Origin of the sequence: Nostoc sp. (genome assembly GCF_036919495.1) — a bacterium.
Classification (GTDB): domain Bacteria; phylum Cyanobacteriota; class Cyanobacteriia; order Cyanobacteriales; family Nostocaceae; genus Nostoc.
Genome location: NZ_JBALBZ010000077.1, coordinates 1 through 16,791 on the forward strand (window position 1 = coordinate 1; position 16,791 = coordinate 16,791).

At 42.0% G+C, this 16,791-nt stretch carries 13 protein-coding genes and 3 pseudogenes; 12 read left to right on the forward strand and 4 right to left on the reverse strand.

Annotation, left to right across the window (positions count from 1 at the left end):
* From V7K25_RS10295 to V7K25_RS10310, 4 genes and pseudogenes are all read right to left on the reverse strand, one after another.
* Window positions 1-1,420: pseudogene (locus V7K25_RS10295) on the reverse strand (phosphoketolase family protein); the annotation flags it as partial.
* Window positions 1,421-2,949: 1,529 nt separating this feature from the next.
* Window positions 2,950-3,909 carry an orange carotenoid protein N-terminal domain-containing protein gene (locus tag V7K25_RS10300; RefSeq protein ID WP_335157525.1) on the reverse strand — a complete coding sequence of 320 codons (960 nt, stop codon included), beginning with the start codon at window positions 3,907-3,909 and terminating at the stop codon, window positions 2,950-2,952.
* A gap of 293 nt (window positions 3,910-4,202) precedes the next feature.
* On the reverse strand, window positions 4,203-4,487 hold the full coding sequence (locus V7K25_RS10305) for a pentapeptide repeat-containing protein (RefSeq protein WP_179069707.1): 285 nt from the start codon (window positions 4,485-4,487) through the stop codon (window positions 4,203-4,205).
* Window positions 4,488-4,620: 133 nt separating this feature from the next.
* Window positions 4,621-5,070, reverse strand: coding sequence for a hypothetical protein (locus V7K25_RS10310; protein WP_335157527.1), 450 nt, complete (start codon window positions 5,068-5,070; stop codon window positions 4,621-4,623).
* Between the two features lie 592 nt (window positions 5,071-5,662).
* Here V7K25_RS10310 and V7K25_RS10315 point away from each other — a divergent pair.
* The 12 genes and pseudogenes from V7K25_RS10315 to V7K25_RS10370 all read left to right on the forward strand — a co-directional run bounded on the left by V7K25_RS10315 (window position 5,663) and on the right by V7K25_RS10370 (window position 16,428).
* Entirely contained in the window at window positions 5,663-6,025 is a 363-nt protein-coding gene (locus tag V7K25_RS10315) for an AtpZ/AtpI family protein (RefSeq protein WP_335157529.1), read from the forward strand.
* Window positions 6,026-6,425: 400 nt separating this feature from the next.
* Window positions 6,426-6,719: a hypothetical protein gene (locus V7K25_RS10320; RefSeq protein ID WP_335157531.1), complete on the forward strand. Its 294-nt coding sequence runs from the start codon at window positions 6,426-6,428 to the stop codon at window positions 6,717-6,719.
* 14 nt (window positions 6,720-6,733) lie between these two features.
* Window positions 6,734-6,829, forward strand: a pseudogene (locus V7K25_RS10325) (ATP-binding cassette domain-containing protein); the annotation flags it as partial.
* 136 nt (window positions 6,830-6,965) lie between these two features.
* Complete coding sequence (locus V7K25_RS10330; protein WP_335157533.1) at window positions 6,966-7,664, forward strand: hypothetical protein; 699 nt, start codon at window positions 6,966-6,968, stop codon at window positions 7,662-7,664.
* 173 nt (window positions 7,665-7,837) lie between these two features.
* A complete protein-coding gene (locus V7K25_RS10335) occupies window positions 7,838-8,284 on the forward strand; it encodes a DUF1269 domain-containing protein (protein ID WP_335157535.1) in 447 nt (148 codons plus the stop codon).
* Window positions 8,285-8,443: 159 nt separating this feature from the next.
* A pseudogene (locus V7K25_RS10340) lies at window positions 8,444-9,466 on the forward strand (IS4 family transposase).
* Between the two features lie 362 nt (window positions 9,467-9,828).
* Entirely contained in the window at window positions 9,829-10,173 is a 345-nt protein-coding gene (locus V7K25_RS10345; RefSeq protein WP_335157537.1) for a hypothetical protein, read from the forward strand.
* 94 nt (window positions 10,174-10,267) lie between these two features.
* Complete coding sequence (locus V7K25_RS10350) at window positions 10,268-11,167, forward strand: polymer-forming cytoskeletal protein (RefSeq protein WP_335157539.1); 900 nt, start codon at window positions 10,268-10,270, stop codon at window positions 11,165-11,167.
* Between the two features lie 152 nt (window positions 11,168-11,319).
* Window positions 11,320-12,852, forward strand: a complete 1,533-nt coding sequence (locus V7K25_RS10355) for a pyruvate kinase (RefSeq protein WP_335157541.1) — start codon at window positions 11,320-11,322, stop codon at window positions 12,850-12,852.
* 291 nt (window positions 12,853-13,143) lie between these two features.
* A complete protein-coding gene (locus tag V7K25_RS10360) occupies window positions 13,144-14,130 on the forward strand; it encodes an L-lactate dehydrogenase (RefSeq protein ID WP_335157543.1) in 987 nt (328 codons plus the stop codon).
* Between the two features lie 256 nt (window positions 14,131-14,386).
* Complete coding sequence (locus V7K25_RS10365) at window positions 14,387-15,088, forward strand: 2,3-bisphosphoglycerate-dependent phosphoglycerate mutase (protein WP_335157545.1); 702 nt, start codon at window positions 14,387-14,389, stop codon at window positions 15,086-15,088.
* A 227-nt stretch (window positions 15,089-15,315) separates the two neighbouring features.
* Window positions 15,316-16,428 (forward strand): sensor histidine kinase, encoded by a 1,113-nt coding sequence (locus V7K25_RS10370; RefSeq protein ID WP_335157547.1) that lies wholly within the window; start codon window positions 15,316-15,318, stop codon window positions 16,426-16,428.
* Window positions 16,429-16,791 lie beyond the last annotated feature (363 nt).

Genomic DNA, 16,791 nt, shown 5'->3' on the forward strand with positions numbered 1-16,791 from the left:
CCATCACTCGCCCGTCGGTAGATAGCTCACTGCCATCTGCATCTTCAGGGAGCATATCTGCCAACCAGACTTTCTCGCTGACTTCGTAGACGGCACTGAGTCGATTGGAGGCGGTTTCATCTGGCCCGAATATGCGGAAATTATTCATGTTATTACGCATGATATCTCGCAGGAAGTTCCCTAGAGGCTTCGTATTTTCCACCTCAACAGCACCAGGCTTGTCTACCTCAACTGCGTTGTTGCGGAAGTCGGGAAGGCGCAATTCTTTACGTAGAATTCCACCGTTAGCAACGGGATTAGCACTGATGCGGCGATGACCAATCGGAGCCAGTTCTTTGAGTTCGGGAATTAGACTGCCATGCTCGTCAAATAATTCCTCTGGCTTGTAACTTTTCATCCAGTGTTCTAGAATCTTCATGTGTGCAGGATTAGTAGCTACATCTGTGATTGGTACTTGGTGCGATCGCCAAAATCCCTCTAATTTATGACCGTCTATTTCTGCCGGCGCAGTCCATCCTTTGGGGGTACGCAGGACAATCATCGGCCAACGAGGACGTTTTGCAACACCCGAAGTCCTGGCTTCGGTTTGAATTTTTTTGATTTCCAAAACAACTATTTCCAGGGTTGCTGCCATCAGTTGATGCACTTGCGCTGGCTCATGCCCTTCCACAAAGTAAGGTGTGTAGCCATAGCCCTTGAATAAGTCCTCTAGTTCCTCATGGCTGATGCGGGCTAGGATGGTGGGGTTAGCAATCTTGTAGCCATTCAAATGCAAGATTGGTAAAACGGCACCATCCCGAATGGGGTTGATAAATTTATTAGAATGCCAAGCTGTTGCTAGAGGCCCAGTTTCTGCTTCCCCGTCACCAACAACTGCTGTCACAATCAAATCCGGGTTATCGAAAGCAGCCCCGTAAGCGTGGGAGAGGCTGTAACCTAACTCGCCGCCTTCATGAATCGAGCCAGGAGTTTCAGGTGTGCAATGGCTACCAATTCCACCAGGAAAGGAGAACTGTTTGAAAAACTTCAGCATCCCTTCCTCGTCCTGGCTCTTATCAGGATAAACCTCAGAATAGGTTCCTTCTAAGTATGTCGGCCCAAGGATGCCCGGAGCGCCATGACCGGGGCCTGCGATGTAAATCACGTCCAAATCATATTTTTTGATTAAACGGTTGAGATGGACGTAGATAAAGCTCAAACCGGGACTTGTACCCCAATGCCCTAACAGGCGATTCTTGATGTGTTCTGGCTTGAGGGGTTCTTTTAGCAGTGGGTTGTCCTGCAAATATATCATACCTAGAGCTAAATAGTTACAGGCACGCCAGTAAGCATTTATCTGACGCAGTTCTTCAATGTTAAGTGTGACAGATTTACCGTTTTCGATATCTGAAACCTTTGGTTTAGAAGGAGAAATAGTCATAGAGTCTGAATCCTAATAATCTATTTTTAGTTAAAGAATCGCTGAACACACGATGTCTGATGACAAACTGCTCCACGTCTACACAGTTTTAAAACCCGATGTTTCAAGACTCGATATGAATATCTAAAGAGGTGATGTAGTACAGTAATCTCCCATTAGGTACTACATTCATCAATCTCAGAATGGTTAAGCAGATATCAATCGGTAACTACGATTTGACTCACAGTTCACTTATATAACCACCTATTTTAAGACAGTTTGGATAAGGTTAATAATTAACAAGACTCTAAAATATTTGAGTCAAAAAATCTCGATTTTTAGTTAACCAAATCCAATTGCACACACTTTACTATTTATCACTATCTTGTTTAAAAGTCCCTTCTATCCTGATTAAAAGGGTGGAATGTGCAGTATATACTGTATAACTACTTATAGTGTGATATATCTTCTAACTTAAACATCCTACTGAAGGTAGAGAAAATATATTTAAAAAGTTAAATAAATTACATATATGTTTGGTGATGTCTCAAAAAAGTAGATATTTATAAATATTTTTTTTTAATATTATAAAAACTATCTTTTTTAATGATAAATTAACTAATTATTAATCTTAGCTTGATTTTAGAAACTAACTGGTTAGATATTTTGTCAACCTGCACTAGGTACTCTAAGATGGATATTATCACTGCCTTTAACTACTACAAAGCCCACAAGCCAATATACCACAAAGACTTAGGTTTCATGTTAGTCACTAAAATTTATTCTCACAGTTTCGATACTGTTAGAGTTAGGCTTACCAATGGGAGAGAACTAGATTGCTTGGTAAGGTTTCTATCTAGTACAGATGATTAATTTACTGATTATTAGTTACGCTTTAAGTAAAGTGAGTGATTTGAATCCGTTAAAATCCCCGTCTAAAATTCTTTTCTTGACGAGACTACGCGAACAATTTTGCGTGAGGTCTGATTGCCATAAACCGACAATCAGACTTTAACAATGGTGCATTAGCTTACCACCCCCGTTTTCTAAACGGGCATTTCCTGATAGCAGTAACTACAGCGCCAGTAAAGTTCTCCCAAACGCACATGACGGAGTAAAACGTCTGAACAGTTAGGGCAAAAATGCTTACTCATCATCGATTGACTGATTGTTGTAGATATACTCAATTTGCGAGGACTCGTTAATAAAGTTTTATTAAGCATATATTTCAGTAAACTTTGTCAATTTGTTGATAAAGGTTAGTATGACACTCTAAGATTAGAAATCATGTTTCAGCAAGCGTTTGATTAGTGTATAAGTTGTACAAGTTTTACTAAAATATTTAACTTCTAAGCTTTAGCTAATAACTTTTGGGCGTTCAGCTATCGGATGACGCGATCCCATTTTCACAGATATTTACAACAGACACTGCTTATAGTATTTTTGTTGAGCAAAAATAGCTAGAGTTAATGCTAAATTTCCATAAAAAATCACGCCTACAAGGGACGTGATTTTTGGACAGGGGATAGAGTTTCCCAGCAACTATACTTTTACCTGATAATGCCCAGGTTTAGTAGTTCTTGAGGAGATGCCAACAAATCAATCGCCACAAAGAAAATTTTGTCTTGGGGATTAAGCAAGAATCGCCATGCTAAATTTATGCTAATACTTTCACCAGACCAGGGAGTTTGCACTTTACCCGTCACTTTAATTTGGGTGAACTCTGCCTCTGCTGGCTCAGACACCCCCTGCTCAGGAATTAGCTTGAGTCCATAGCATTCTTCATGCATATATGCGAGGATCGACTCGTGACCGACAATTGGTTCTTGAAAAGGGGGTTGCAAAGCACCATCTTCAGTAAATAAAGCCACAGCTGCCTGGAAGTCAAAAGCGTTCATGTTTTCCATGTAGCTTAGGACTGTCAAGTTGTCGATGCCCTTAATTTTGAGCTTAACTCGTGGTGCAATATCTTTAGGTGCAACCACAGGTTCTTTGGCTGTTTGAGTACCAGACCTTGGGGGATAACCCATGTTGACAACAATATCCTGTAATATGCTCAGTTGCTGACCCCCTTCCATCTGACGGATAGCTTGGAGAACATCTGATGCCTTCGGAGAAAGTTGATAACCTTTGGGAATCGGAGCAACGATTCCTTGTTTCATCCAATCGCTTAACTGATACCAGAAACCTAACTTGACATTAGTGCCCAAAGACGAATAAGTACGGCAGATGTCCGTATCTGTATGGTTAACCAGATCGCACATAACTTGCGTTTGCTCTCTAGATGGCATCTGCTTGATTTGAGTCAAGGTTTTTTCTGCAAAAACTATGTTGACTACCTGCATAGCAGCAGGAGTAATTGTGACTCCCATCTCTGTATAGGCAAACCAAAGTAAAGCCAACTGATCTTCAGCCCGAAGTTGATTGAATGATTCAACAGTAGTTGGAACTGAATTAGCAACTTGGGTATCAGGAAAAATGGAGCGTGCAGCCTGTATAGTAAATGACATTTGGCAAAATCTCCAGAACGAAATTACATTGATTTTTTATGTAGCCGTCATGAACTGGGTATGTATACCAGGACAGAAAATGATTTTTCGTTTTTTCCCTATGCGACAGATTTTCATAGCCTAGTCGCCGGCCACTTCCCTTTCTCTGTGGTGGCTCTTGACGTTTTAATTTATCTATCCACTGGGATAAGCTGTTCCACATTTAAATTGCATAACTAGGGCGCTCATGTTGCACACCCTACAAGAGTTTGATTTAATCTGAAATATGCACAATTTAGATGTTTTTTAGCTTATTAGGCAAAATAATTGGCAGACTCTAAGCGATCGTTGTGCGTTCTTCCATCAGGCATTTTTGCCCCCTTCAGATTAGCACCACTGAAATTGGCTCCTTTGAGTCCAGCCCAGTTTAAATTAGCATCACTTAAATCACAGTTTCTCAAATCTGCGTTGTTCAAATGTGCCCCAGTCAAATCTACCCCACTCAAATTTGCTTTAGCTAAACTGATCCCTCTCCAGTCTGCCTGTCTAAAATTTCTTTCTCCGACTGCATATCGTCTTAAAACTTCATTGGCATCCATATTGGTTGCCTCGCAACGTGTAGCGTTGTCGCTGTGAATACATTTATTCTAACTTAGAATGTGCCACTGTAACATCACAAATTGACTCTTTGCGATGCCTGCGGCGGGCGTAGCCATCGCATCTTGTAACGTCTCATTGTTTCGCCTTCGGATAGAAAAAATATGTCACCCACTCACTCAGTGGGTTTTCACGTTCTGCTAAAGAATCATCATTTTGACAACTAAATGTCACAAAGTAGTATAATTTCTCTTGCGTGTGGACAAACTTACCGTATTCGATCTGCCGAGTTATTTCCACAGAGGTAGCTTTGTCTAAGGGTGGGAGGGGGAAAAGTTTCAAGCTCACACTTAACGGAGGCTCTTCAACGAGGTCTTTAATTCCCCGGTCTACTACGGGTGCAATTACCCACTCCTGACCCCACGGATCTGGAACGGGCGAAACAATTTGTAGGCAAGGGGTGTTTTTATCGACCCAGTACCATGCTCCCTGATTAAAAGATTGAACAGGGATGTAATTCTCTTGGGGTGGCAGTTTTCCTATAAATTTCAGAAAATCCGTATCTTGCCGATCGGTTAGGTTCATTGCGATAATCCCTAAAAACAGTACTTAATTTTTCAAAGCTTTGATATTGCAAACTGCCGACGCTCTCTACGTTCCCTGCGGGACGCTTACGCGTAGCTTGCTTCCCCGGAGGGGTACGCGCAGCGTGTCGCAGACAGACGCTAAAAGCGTAGCAAGATCCCCAGTAAGATTACGCAGACTCGCTCTAAGCGTTGGCACAGCCTCTCTAAGAGTTGCCATGCCGTTCCCGCAGGGTCTCGTAGAGAAGACTTTACGCTGCGCTATCCTGCCTCAAAACCCGTAACTTTGTACCTCATGCAAAAGAAAACTGCTGTATCTACTGTCGTTGTTCTAAACAGCTAGTAAGTGTTTATAGAGAAGCTCTGAATCTTGTACTTCTCCAGCATGACAAATGGGTGGTTGAGATTAGGTCTTGGCAAAGGTTAGAGAAGTATAAAATGAGTTCATAGCGTTTGATTTAGTTATAAATCTTTAACAAACTTAGTGATACCTCAATACCACTTGTCATTTAGAGCCGTTAAATCAATACATAGAAGCCCGCAACTCAATCTTCATAAGGTCTTTGCAGAATTGATTCCACAGGTGAATATGTATGAAAACCCCACCCTCTCGTCAGTCTCGCTCCCAAACGCATCTTAACGCCAAAGCGATCGCTAATCAAGCACGCCGCAAACTTTATGCTCACCAAGCGAAACCTCATGGTGGCGTTTTGTTTGGCTTAGGTTTTGTTGGCTTGGTCGGCTGGTCAGTCGTCCTACCAACTTTATCAGGAATGGCACTAGGCATCTGGATCGATTTCCAATTTCCCAGTCGCTTCTCATGGACATTGGCACTGATGCTGGCAGGTTTAAGCATTGGTTGTTTGATTGCTTGGGAATGGGTATCGCAGGAGCAACAACGCATGGCAAGAGATCAACCACCCGATGATTCTCCCAAGCAGGAAGAAAGAGACTGAACTGAATGGCACGTTTGATCGGGCAAGAAGCAAAAAGAAATAAAAGCCCCAACAGATTGCAGCACAAGCTTTGAAAGCATAAATAATTGATGGATAAATTTCCTGTAGAGACGGCGATTTATCGCGTCTCTCTAACCGTCAAAATGAATTTGGTAACGATTTATATCGTAATGAATCAATTCACTCAAGAAATCAAGCTATAGCCCCTCAGAGTAGTTAACGAGGAGAGTTATCTGAAATCTTGTCCAACAACATTGCCTGATTGACTAACTTCCTCCAAAAAGAGCGCAATTAATCGATGAGTATTAGCAATGAACTTGTCAGTATGTCAAGCAGGCAGGAAATTCCAGTTCAACCGCTTTAATTCTAGCTACTCTCAACTTATCGAAAGGAACATCTAATGAAACGCATAATCGTTATCCTGATGCTTGCTCTTCCCCTTGGAGTCTTGGCAAAATCTGCCGCAGCCGCAGAGTTCAATGTTAATGATGGGCAGAATTCAACTCGTTCCGGTGTCGTCGAGGCAGACCGGGTTGCACCAGATCAATTGGCTCAAAACCAGCGTGAACAAACTCGGCACAATACTACACGCCGCGCTCGTTATCGCCGGGTCTGGGTGGCAGGACATTACCAACCGACCTCCCACGGTCATCGGCGATGGGTGCCAGGACACTGGGTAAACCGTCGCGTTTAGCATCATGCGCCTGAAAGGTTGGATTGGGCGATCGCTTAACAAACCGCCGTAAGCAGCTTTCAGGAGGACAACAACAGCGAGTTGCCATAGCTCGTATTGTAATCAATCAATTCATCCATTAACTCAAACGGTAGTCGCCCAGAGTAGTAAATGAGCAGAATTGTTTATAAGTTAATGAACTATTTGCCATTTTAGAGATTGAGTGTATCCGATGATAACTGGTCTAACAAGACTAAGGAGAAATTAATGGAAACGCAGATGTCCCGGATTCATCAAACCACTTACAACACTATCTTTGGACACCCAGTAGCCCGAAACCTTCAGTGGCACGATGTCCGATCAATGCTAAATGCACTGACTGAAGAGACTCAGGAACATAACGGCAATCTGAGATTTACGCGGAATGGTGAGACGCTGACAGTTCACCCCTCGAAGCACAAAGATTTATCTGATATCCATGAACTAATGCAGATTCGCCACTTTCTTGAGCGTTCTGCTGTCCCCGCCCAGGCAATCATCGCCGAGGGTGTCCACCTGCTGGTCGTTATCGATCACCGTGAGGCGCGTATCTATAAAACTGAACTGCACGGCTCAGTACCAGAACGGATCGTTCCTTACGACCCGGACGGCTCTCATCGGCATCTGCACAATGTGGATGACGATGCCAACGGTCAGCGCCAGCCGGAACTAAAATCCTTCTATGAGGCAATAGCGCGATGTCTACGACGGGCTACGCCTACGCTAAGTGGCGCAAAGAAGATTCTGATCTTTGGCAGTTCAACCGGATCGAGCAGCGCGATGGATTATCTGCTGGCGGATCTCAAAGAACATCATCCAGATATCGCCCAGCTAGTTGTCGGTACAGTCGTCGTCAATGAACAACACATGAGCGAAGACCAGTTACTGGCACAGGCGCGGACGTTCTACGCGACAACCGAGCGATAAAATCTACTCTTTTGCGATCGCTTTCCCATTTACGCCCAGTCTATTCGCCAAATCAGTAAATGCAGTAGCAGCGATCACAGGTATCGTAAACTAAAAATCAGCAGTTTATGAGGTAAAATGCAGATACAGTAAAAAGTCATTTTTCCTTTAAACAATTACAATCCAAAAATAGTATGAGTGAATTAGTTGTAGTCAATTTCGATGAAAAATATAAAGCAGATGAAGTACTTTTAGAACTACTCAAACTTGAACGAGAAAACTTAGCAGATTTGAAAGATGCAGTTGTGATTACCAAAAATGCAGCTGGTAAGATTAGGGTTAAACCATATCACGATTTGGTTGAACCTGGAGACCTGAGTAATGAACTCTGGGGTGGAATCATTAGCGCAGTTTTCTTTCATCGCACTCTTACTATTAAAGAGGGCACATTTGATAGTAGTTTTTTAACAGAAATTGAAGAATCTTTAAAACCAAATTCTTCATCATTGTTTGTTCTAATTTCCTCCGTTAATCTAGAGAAAATAATTGCAGAATTTAATCGTTTTGGAGGAAAGTTAATTAGAACAAGTTTTTCTCAAGACAAAATTGAGAACTTGCAAAAAACTCTTAGTCCTGCTTAGAGGTTGTTTGAAAAGTTGACAATTGATTAAAAAAATATCTCAGGGTATAACCTGTAGATATGTAGAGACACAGAAGTGTTGAATGTTAAGAGAAATCCGATAAAAATAGCCCAAAATATGGTATTTTTGGGCGAATGCTTAAAATATATTAGTTTGATTGTGATTATAAATTCATTTCCCAAAATTGTCAAAGACATCCTAAAACAACTGCCAAAAAATGATTATCCCGTATTGAACAGCCGTCTATTCTTTGAGTGCTGGCTATCCTATGCCCTGGATAACAGTTTAACCAGTATGCGAGATTTATTTAAAAGATTAAATAACACAGGGTTTGAGGTAGATATTTCTACTTTTTCCAAAGCAAATTCTCACCGTACACAAAAACCCTTCCAAGAAATTTATCAGAAATTAAATGAGTTAGTCCATAATAAAGCTTAGAAAAAACTACATGACAAATATGCAATTTGTCCTATTGATTCAACAATTATTACTTTAACAAGTAAGTTGTTGTGGGTTTTAGGACATCATCAAGTTAAACTTTTTAGTTCCTTAAATCTAGCTACAGGTACTCCAGAAGATAACTTCATCAATTTTGGGCATGAACATGATTATAATTTTGGCTCAAAAATGATGTCTAATTTACCTACAAATGCTGTTGGGGTAATGGATAGGGGATTTGCTGGGTTAAAATTTATTCAAGACTTGGCGCAAGAAAATAAATATTTCGTCTTGCGGATTAAAAATAATTGGAAGCTAGAATTCTCTAACTCAATTGGATTAATTAAAGTTGGTGCATCTGATGATGCCCAAGCCTATAGAGTTATTAGCTTTTGTGATTTAGATACGAAAACTGAGTTTCGCTTGGTGACAAATTTACCAGCATCAGGAAATGCGGCAGTTACTGATAATGAAATTAGGGATATTTATCGGCTACGTTGGGGAGTTGAATTGTTGTGGAAGTTTTTAAAGATGCACTTAAAGCTTGACAAATTAATTACCAAGAACGTCAATGGTATCACTATACAAATTTACATTAGTTTAATAGCATATTTGATTTTACAGATTTTATCTATTCCCAAACAATGGGGATATACACTATTAGATAAATTCCGTTATTTACAATCATGTATGTGTCAAAAAATAAGTTATGTTCATTGGTTTGAGGAGATGATGTTATGTTGACTATTTTAGGCTTTTTAGAGCTACTCTAATTAAAAATGTAAAGTTTTGTATCTACATTCAACATTTCTGGTAGAGACAGTACAGCAGTATTAAAAGCTGTGATTATTAGTAAAGCATACTGAACTGTATTGAGTTATAGGGGTAAAGCTATAAAAGATACCTTTACCCCTTATTGTATCCTCAAGATTTTTATTGCTTTTGATTACAATTTATATCGTAATCAATTAATTCATGCAGTAAATCAAACGGTACTCGTCCAAAGTAGTGGAACAGTATAAAAAACGAGATGATTTAATGACTATGATGTTAAATATCTTCATTTTGAACCTATTTATAACAGAATATAGGAGCGTAATGGAGTCATGGAAGAAAAATCGATCGCAACTCTGCCAGCTAATTCACTCCCTCTAAATCATCGGGGAGTTGAAACTCTTTCTGTTCTAGATATGGGTTTCCTGATAGTAGTCAGCGCTATGATTATTTCGGCGATCGCTACTTTAATTTATGCCTTCATTCCTAAGCGGGTGCAGCAGTATTTATTTAGCCTCAAATTGCCTCATCAAGCCAAGTGTCCTCACTGTCGATATTTTAGCCATAATTCATATCTCAAATGCACCGTCCATCCATCAACGGTGCTAACCGATCAAGCCATTAATTGTTTAGATTACAGTCCACATAATCAGGTGAAACTAGTTGAAGAAGATTAGAGAAGACTGTTGAAGATAATTCCCTCTGCCTCTTCGGTCAAGTATTGCCTAATCTAACTGGCGAGATTGGAAAATAAAATTAGGAGTCTTAACCATGAGCTGGAAGCAGTTGACAATCGTGTTTATCTCTACGATAGTATTTCTGTTTGCCGGAAATGCGATCGCACAGACTGATCTAAATATTAATAATACCAATCTGATTCGATTGGGCGGAAATGTCACGGTTGTAGAAAAACAAGTTGTAGAAAATGCTATTGCCATTGGTGGTTCGGCGATCATCCAACCCAATGGACGGGTGACACAAACTGCGATCGCTATCGGTGGAAATATCATTCTCAAGCAAGGCGCACGGGTAGATGGCGATGCCTATGCGATCGGTGGCAAAGTCGTATTAGCAGAAGGAGCCACAATTGGCGGCTCAAACAGCACATTCGATGGTCAATATAATGCACGAGGCATGACGGGAATGTACCGTCATCGAGATCGATTTTTGCCGATGTATTTCTTTTACGCTGGTTTTCGGATTTTTTCGACGATCGTCGGTGCAATTCTGGGCATAATTTTATTACAAACCGCACCACCTTTTCTGCCGAATTTAGCAGCTACCGTGCGTCAATATCCCGGTAAAAGCGCCTTATGGGGAATTGGGGCAATGTTTACCTTATTTGCCCTTAACATTTTTTTGGCAATCACCCTAATTGGTATTCCATTGATTCCACTCCTGATGTTGATGGTGAGTCTGACATCATTGGTTGGGGCATTGGGAATTTCACTATTCATCGGTCAACAAGTGGTAAAAAGCGATTTTCTTACAGAGAGGCTACACCAACGGCAAAGCAGCTTGCAGCAGTTCTTGATTGGGTTGCTGATTGTCACAGTACTTGCGCTGATTCCATTTGTGGGCGGGATTGTGGTGTTTGTTGTGAGTCTGTTGGGCTTGGGATCGCTCCTTAGCTGGCAATTTGGTAAGACACAACCCCCGGTTTTGGGGTAACTCAATTGACGCTACTAGTAGTCTGTCAAGCCAACAATGCTTACGTAAACTAAGTTTTAGAATCTTTCTCTCTTTCTCTCTTTCTCTCTGTGTTCTCTGTGCCTCTGTGGTTCGTTATTAAATTGTTAATACAGTCTTTTGAGGGTTATTTAATGACAATTTCTACTCTAGAGCATAATCAAGAAGAAGATACTTTTGACTACCTTGCATTAGACCTATCTGATCCTTGTGTCTTGTTAAATACGCTGCAAAAATTGCGTCAGGTGGTTATTCAAGAAGGGCAAGACATTTTTTACCAGTGGCGATCGCGCATTCAACGACAAGAGTTTCTCAGCAGTGGACTCAATCTTGCCCATTACATGGCTCTACGAAGACATGACCTACGTCCTCTGCAAGCTGCCTTAATCCCCTGGGGCTTATCTTCCTTGGGTCGTTTGGAAGCGCGAGTCATGCCGAATTTAGATGCGGTGATTTCCACTCTGGGGGCAATCTGTCAGGTCAATTCGGCTAGTTTGCCGATTCGTCCTTCTATTGGGGCGTTTCTGGAGGGCGATCGCCTACTTCACCAACATACCGAAGATGTGTTTGGTCAGACTTTATCTCATCGCCGGGTCAGAATCATGGTGACATTGCCAATGGAAGCCGCTAGCCATTACGAATTTGTCCGCGATCTGCTTCAGCGAGGGACTAACTGTGTACGCATTAACTGTGCCCACGATCGCGCTAACCTTTGGGAAGCGATGATTGGCAATGTCCGTCTGGCAGAGAAAGAAACCGGAAATTCCTGCAAAGTCTTAATGGATCTGGCAGGGCCGAAGCCCCGAATTGGCTTAGTAATGACACCTAATCAGAAACACCGCATCTTTCAAGGGGAATGTCTTGTCTTAACTCGTGATATGCCTAGTATGACGGATGCTAAGTGTTTCCAGGCAAATTGTACTCTCCCTGGAGTACTCGATCAATTGCAGGTGGGTGCAACTGCCTGGATTGATGATGGTCGTATTGGAGCGCGTGTAGAATCTCTTACGGATCAGGGTGTTCTCTTACGCATCACCCATGCGAGTTTAAAGGGTAGTAAACTTCTGCCAGACAAGGGGCTTAACTTCCCCGATACAGATTTGCAACTTAGCCCACTTACTGATAAAGATCGAGAGGATTTAGATTTTGTTGCCACCCATGCCGATATTGTGGGCTATTCTTTTGTGCAATCTGCCAATGATATTAAACTGCTCCAGCAAGAGTTAGCAGATCGGATGCCTCAAAAGAGTGAAATTGCCATTGTTGCTAAGATTGAAACACCCCAAGCCGTCAGTAATTTACCTGAGTTGATTGTGCAAGCGGCAGGTCAACAACCCTTTGCGGTGATGATTGCTAGAGGCGATTTGGCGATCGCAATTGGGTATCAACGACTGGCTGAAATGCAAGAAGAAATTCTCTGGCTGTGTGAGGCGGCTCATATCCCGGTGATTTGGGCAACTCAGGTGCTAGAAAATCTGGTGAAAAAAGGAATTCCCTCAAGAGCAGAAATGACGGATGCAGCAATGGCAGAGCGGGCTGAGTGCGTCATGCTCAACAAGGGCCCGTTTGTTGCCGAAGCTGTGACGATTCTGGATGATGTCTTGACTCGGATGCAGATGCATCAATTGAAGAAAACACCTCAACTCCGGGCGCTCCACTCCTGGTAAGGGACTTCCAGTTAAAAAATAATCAATTGCTGTGTAGGCAGGGGAGCAGGGAGCAGGGAGAAAAGAAAAATATCATCTCAATAAATTGGGTAATTTATTCTCTGGAAGTCCCTAAGTGCATAAGGTCAAACAATTTTGGATTTTAGATTGATCCTATACCTGAACGCTCTCGCATCCCGTAGGGAAGGTAGGGACTTGAGTAAAAAATTGTACCTAACTTTCCTTTTGGATTGGAAATCTAAAATCTAAAATTCAGTGACGATCGCTTACTAAGTTATTGCAGCAGTAAAAATGTTTGAAACCCTCTTTACGCCTAATCCCAGTGTTGAAAATAAAGTCAGCATCCGTCCTCGCAAAGGTGTCATTATTGGTGCCGGACAAGTAGGGATGGCATGTGCCTATTCGATGATGATCCAAAACTGTTTTGATGAGTTAATTCTTCAAGATATTCAGACAGAGCGGCTTCAGGGAGAGGTCATGGATCTAATGCATGGCATTCCTTTTGTCGAGCCTGTTGAGATTAAAGCTGGCACTGTTGCCGATGTCGGACAGAATGCAGACCTGGTAATTATTACTGCTGGAGCCAGTCAGAAGCCGGGAGAGAGCCGCCTCGACTTGGTTGTACGCAACGTTGCCATCTTTAAGAGCTTGATTGCAGATGTCGTCAAATATTGCCCCAATGCTATCTTGCTGATTGTCAGCAATCCCGTAGACATTATGACTTACGTGACACTAAAGCTCTCCGGTTTTCCTGCTGCTAGGGTAATTGGCTCTGGAACGGTGCTTGACTCTGCCCGTTTTCGTACCCTGCTGGCGCAGAAAATGGGCATTGATTCACGCAGTGTTCATGCTTACATCATTGGTGAACATGGCGACAGTGAAGTGCCCGTTTGGAGCAAGGTGAATATTGCCGGAATGCCTCTCTATGACCGAGAGGGTAGTTCAGCAGTAGATAAGGCTGCACAAGAGATTTTTGAGCGCGTTAAAAACGCTGGCTACGAAATCCTCAAACGCAAAGGGTGTACTTCCTACGCTATTGGATTGGCAACCACTGAAATTGTCCAAGCCATTCTGCGTGGACAGGAGCGTATTCTTACAGTTAGCTGCCTGGTGAATGACTTCTATGGCATTAACGATGTTTGTCTCAGCCTACCCTCTGTCGTCAATGAAAAAGGTGTCATTAAGAGGGTCAACTTTACTCTCAACGACATGGAGCAACAACAGCTTATTCATTCTGCACAGATTCTGCGTGACATTTTTGACACCCTGGAACTCTAGATCCACGCGATCTGCTTGCAGCAGCGCTTCGCGATCGCACACCGAAGCAACACATAATGGCTAAATTAATATTGATCCGTCACGGACAGCAGGGCAAACGCATCTAAATTACTCTTGATCGCAACGAAGGTTAAGAACCAACGAAAAAATAAGGATTTCGCGTTTGATTATTTTTTAAGCCCCAAAGCGATCACTTAAAATTTTCGCAATAAGCAAAAGTTAATGACATCATTTTTAAATCTATTGAAAATAGGGCTTGCTTATTGACATGGTGCGGCCGCCCTGTCACGGACAGAGCCTTTGGAATGCAGAGAATAAATTTACAGGATGGGTTGATGTTCCTTTAGGCGAACAGGGGCGAGCAGAGGCAACGATCGCCTCCTGTAAACTGAAGCATTATCGAGTCAGAGTTTGCTTTACCAGTATGCTGTTTCGAGCTATTGAAACTGCAATTATTATCTTGACAGAAGTCGATGATATTTGCGACGGGAGAATTCCGATCATCAAGCATCAGGCAGATGATCAAGCCTGGCATGGTTGGGATAAATACAACGGTAGCCCCGAACGGGAATTGCCAGTTTATCCCACAGCTATGCTGGATGAACGGTACTATGGTGAACTGCAAGGTTTGAATAAAGCTGAAACTGCCGTAAAATTTGGCCAAGAACAGGTGCAACTCTGGCGACGATCCTATGCTGTGCCTCCACCTGGTGGCGAAAGTTTGGCAGATACGGTGAAGCGCACTGTTCCATTCTTTTGCGATCGCATTTTGCCGCAGTTAATCACAGGAGATAACGTCTTGATTGCAGCGCATGGAAACTCACTCCGTGCCATCATTAAGCACTTGGAAAACCTATCTGAAGAGGAGATTGTCAATGTTGAGTTAGGAACAGCAATTCCAATTATCTATGATATTGATGCTCATGGTCAGACCACTAATAAAATCATTTTGAATTGAATTGGAGGCTGACTATAGTGATAATACAGATTTAGTATTTATATTCGGATAATTTAGTAACTACTTCCAAATTTTTGTATTGCTTTTTATACTACAAAATAACGTGCGGAATGTGGGTCAAATACTTAGCCTCGGCGAGGGTATGGGAAATTGTTCTGGGGTGGATGCGATCGCTGTTCTAGCGATCTCCTGATGGTAGAATAAGTATAAAATTAAGAACATTCATAATGTTACATGAATTTCTCTTAGCAGAACGTGACGAAATTCTCGCCTTGTGTTCAAAAAAGATCGCGCGTCTTGCTGATTCCATGAGTTCGAGCGACGAAATGGAAAGAGGATTACCTGTGTTCTACGATGAACTCATTGAGGTATTACGTGCTGATGCTGATATAGATGAATCTGGGGAAGCACATAACAATTCTATAGAAAGTGTTCACAGAGCCGCAGCAGAACGCCGGGGAAAAGAGTCGTTAAAACTTGGCTATAGCATTTCTCAGGTTGTTCATGGCTACGGCGCTCTTTGTCAAGCTATCACTGAGTATATTCAGGAGAATACTAATCAAACAACATCCCCTCGTGAATTCAATCGATTAAATTTCTGCCTCGATATCGCTATCGCTGAAGCGGTTACAGAGTTTAATCGAGGTCAGCGCGAGAATGCAGAGCGGGATGAGGTTCTACGTCTGGGATTTCTAGCACATGAGTTGCGAAATGCGTTGACCTCTGCTAGTTTAGCTTCCCAACTTATAATCACAGGGAAAGTCGGAGCCAATGGAAGTACATCTCGTATTCTTGAGAATGCCCATAGGCGTATGAGAGACATTATTGATCGTTCACTTGTTGAGGTGCGACTGCGGAACGAATCAACCGGACAATATCAGAGATGTCGAGTTATTCATTTAGTCAGTGAAGTTGAGGCTACTGCATGGTTTGAAGCAAGTGCGAAATCAATTGAGGTGTGTGTTGAGGTAGCGCCGGAATTGGAAGTTTTAATAGATCGTCACCTAATAATATCTGCCTTATCGAATCTGGTTCAAAATGCCATTAAGTTCACGAAGCAGGGTGGGATTGTATGGATACGCGGTAAGGCTGTAGGTGGGCGTGTTTTGCTTGAAATAGAGGATCAATGTGGAGGACTCCCGCCTGGTGAGGCGGAAGAACTTTTTAAGGCTTTTTCTCAGATGGGAACAGATAGATCAGGATTGGGGATTGGGCTTACAATTTCACGACGCGCCGTGTCCCTAAACAAGGGTGTACTCTCAGTTCGGGATATCCCCCATCAAGGATGTGTGTTCTCAATTGATTTACCCAAAGCCTCCTCCCCTCTCCCCACTACATAATCCTCTAGCTCCATCTTCGCTGCACTCACTTATGTAAACTCCAACTATTTTTCTAGTCTTTTTATCCAAAGCTAAAAAGAAATAATTTTAGTTACTAAATGTCTATTATCACTACACATTTACCACTATAAAAATGTTTAGATTTACTAAAAATCAACTATATGTTAGTATTTCTAAAGCATAACGGGAACCAAGGTTAAGACTCAACTATTTAACAACGCTATAGATGTTATTAGTTATGAGTTTCCTGCTCAACCAAAATATCCACGGGAGCATCCAGTTTTGGCAGAAAGACTCAAATAGCAAGTAAACCATTTAGATAAGCACAACGAACAGAAAGAATTTGGTTGACACTTTCAACAT

Coding starts and splice junctions, on each gene's coding strand:
- V7K25_RS10300 (WP_335157525.1), bottom strand. CDS start 3,909: ATGTCATTTACTATACAGGCTGCACGCTCCATTTTTCCTGATACCCAA.
- V7K25_RS10305 (WP_179069707.1), bottom strand. CDS start 4,487: ATGGATGCCAATGAAGTTTTAAGACGATATGCAGTCGGAGAAAGAAAT.
- V7K25_RS10310 (WP_335157527.1), bottom strand. CDS start 5,070: ATGAACCTAACCGATCGGCAAGATACGGATTTTCTGAAATTTATAGGA.
- V7K25_RS10315 (WP_335157529.1), top strand. CDS start 5,663: ATGAAAACCCCACCCTCTCGTCAGTCTCGCTCCCAAACGCATCTTAAC.
- V7K25_RS10320 (WP_335157531.1), top strand. CDS start 6,426: ATGAAACGCATAATCGTTATCCTGATGCTTGCTCTTCCCCTTGGAGTC.
- V7K25_RS10330 (WP_335157533.1), top strand. CDS start 6,966: ATGGAAACGCAGATGTCCCGGATTCATCAAACCACTTACAACACTATC.
- V7K25_RS10335 (WP_335157535.1), top strand. CDS start 7,838: ATGAGTGAATTAGTTGTAGTCAATTTCGATGAAAAATATAAAGCAGAT.
- V7K25_RS10345 (WP_335157537.1), top strand. CDS start 9,829: ATGGAAGAAAAATCGATCGCAACTCTGCCAGCTAATTCACTCCCTCTA.
- V7K25_RS10350 (WP_335157539.1), top strand. CDS start 10,268: ATGAGCTGGAAGCAGTTGACAATCGTGTTTATCTCTACGATAGTATTT.
- V7K25_RS10355 (WP_335157541.1), top strand. CDS start 11,320: ATGACAATTTCTACTCTAGAGCATAATCAAGAAGAAGATACTTTTGAC.
- V7K25_RS10360 (WP_335157543.1), top strand. CDS start 13,144: ATGTTTGAAACCCTCTTTACGCCTAATCCCAGTGTTGAAAATAAAGTC.
- V7K25_RS10370 (WP_335157547.1), top strand. CDS start 15,316: ATGTTACATGAATTTCTCTTAGCAGAACGTGACGAAATTCTCGCCTTG.